Annotated in this window: 2 protein-coding genes and 1 pseudogene; all 3 read right to left on the reverse strand. The window is 60.7% G+C overall.

Annotated features, from left to right (window positions below; translation table 11 throughout):
* Positions 1–605 (reverse strand): annotated as a pseudogene (locus NW856_RS14105) (hypothetical protein); the annotation flags it as partial.
* A gap of 138 nt (positions 606–743) precedes the next feature.
* Complete coding sequence (gene rdgB / locus NW856_RS14110; RefSeq protein WP_414400753.1) at positions 744–1337, reverse strand: RdgB/HAM1 family non-canonical purine NTP pyrophosphatase; 594 nt, start codon at positions 1335–1337, stop codon at positions 744–746.
* A gap of 58 nt (positions 1338–1395) precedes the next feature.
* Positions 1396–2049 (reverse strand): metallophosphoesterase family protein, encoded by a 654-nt coding sequence (locus NW856_RS14115; protein ID WP_414400754.1) that lies wholly within the window; start codon positions 2047–2049, stop codon positions 1396–1398.
* Positions 2050–2081 lie beyond the last annotated feature (32 nt).

Here is a 2081-nt window from a genome sequence, read left to right on the forward strand (position 1 = left end):
CCACCGCCAACATAGCTGGAGGTGTAGCCGTAAGCCGCGGAACGGCTGTAGTCACTGCGGTAGCCGGATTCCCCAAGGACTCCGTCCCGCTTACGCGAGCGGCCAGCAAAGGACTCCGTCCCGCTACCGCGAAAGGCAGAGGAACGGGCGGATCCGTCGTAACCTCGGCTGCCGGAGACAGAACGGCGGGGAACTAGCGCTTGCCCAGGGCGCTCACCGGCTCCTCCTGCAGCGGCTTTCTGCCCCCCCTTTTCGCTGTCAACACGAGACCCCTCGTCTCGGCTAGTCTGGGGGGAGCGGTTGGAAGGGCGAGAAGTGGCCCCTTGCGCGGACTCCCTGTAGCTATCCCGCCCATTCTCCAAGGACTCCGTCCCGCTACCGCGATCGTCCAGCCAATCTTCTGCGCCCACAAAGGTTGAGCCCTCTTCCGGCAAAGGGGGTGGAGAACGACGACTTTGCCGCTCCCTTCCTTCACCAGAGTTTGCAACCAAGGAGATCGCGGCTTCCTCACCGGCAGAATCTGGGGAATGGCGGCTGGGATCCCGGCCAGCAACCCGTTCTGCCGCAGCGATGGGATCCCGATCCTCAAACTCAGAAAAGCTCATGATTGGTCAAGCGCTCCCCTCAGCTTCCACAGCAAGATGGCTTTTTTCTTTCCACGAATTCCACTTCCCCGAAGGGAAGCAACGTGTGTATCCTAGCAGCTCTCCGGCCAGGAATCCGGTGCCATTCTGAGATCCAAACTAGCCCAAACGGCTCTCCAAGAGAGACAACTGGGCTTGCAAAGCGCGCAGAGCTCGTCCCCGGTGGCCGACAGCTTCTTTTTGAGCTGGGCTCATCTCGGCAAAGGTTAGCCCCACTTCGGGCACCCAAAACAGCGGGTCATAGCCAAACCCGCCCTCTCCCCGCGGCTGGGTCAAGATCTCCCCCGGACATACCCCTTCCACCAGGGCATGTACCTCACCTTGGGGATCCACCAGGGCGATGGCGCAGTGAAAGGTGGCTCGGCGATTTGGGATCCCTTCCATTTCCCTAAGCAACCGCTCGATGCGGGCAGCATCGTTGGGGGCATAGCGAGCCGAGCGGATCCCAGGGGCACCGCCAAGGGCTTCTACCGCTAGGCCGGAATCGTCGGCAATGGCCCACTCCCCCAGAGACTTGGCCACGGCTCTGGCTTTGAGAAGGGCATTTTCGGCAAAGGTGGTGCCGGTTTCTTCCACCTCAATTTCTGAGGGCATGCGGCGCAGCTCCCAAGCAGGGGCATGGGCCTGGAAAAAGGCATTGAACTCGCGCCATTTGCCGGGGCTACTGCTGGCCAAGATCAAAGGACGGGTCATGGAAGGTTCCTACGAGTGGAAATCTGAGGAGGCGGAAGGCTGTCCAAGGGCTTCCTGCCTAATGGATCTCGAGAACCATGTTGTGCAGGGCTGTGTTAATCACCAGGGTGGATCCCCATCGCTCTACCTTGCCCCCATCCCAATGCATGTGTCCGCAGATGTAGTAGCGCGGCTGCAGCTGTTCCAAAAGGGGGCGCAAAGTGGGCGTACAGCGGTGATACCACTTCCCCCCCTCATCCAAAAGGCCCCGCGGCGGAGCATGGGTGAGCAGCAGGTCAATGGGCCGGGGGGGTTGACTGTAGAGGGTGAGCAGCTCCTGCAAATGGGCAGAGGTCAGAGACCAGCTCCAGCCACAGGGGGGAGTCCAGGGCACAGCCAAAACCTGTAACCCCAGCCACTCAAAGCAGCAGGACTGGGTGATGGCCCGCCCCCAACAGCCAACCAGCGAATTCAAAACCGAAGCTGCTGGATCGTGGTTGCCAGGTAAAAAGAGCCAGGGTTTGCCCAGGCTCTCCACTGCCGCCAAAAAGGATTGCAGATGAACCACCTCTGCTTGGGCTGCCGGATGAAAGCCCTGGGTGGCCTTGCGGGAAGGTTTGCCGGCCTTGGAACAGAAATCCCCGCAGTTGATGTAAGCATCCACCTCCGGCAGATGGGCAAGGGCCTGCCGGATCAGCCGAGGGCTGCCGTGGTAGTCGGAGCCGAGCAGCAGCTTAGGTTGTGTTGATCTTTCATTTGAGCCAA

It is taken from the genome of Synechococcus sp. R3-13 (assembly GCF_047462195.1).
Lineage (GTDB): Bacteria > Cyanobacteriota > Cyanobacteriia > Thermostichales > Thermostichaceae > Thermostichus.

Coding starts and splice junctions, on each gene's coding strand:
- rdgB (WP_414400753.1), bottom strand. CDS start 1,337: ATGACCCGTCCTTTGATCTTGGCCAGCAGTAGCCCCGGCAAATGGCGC.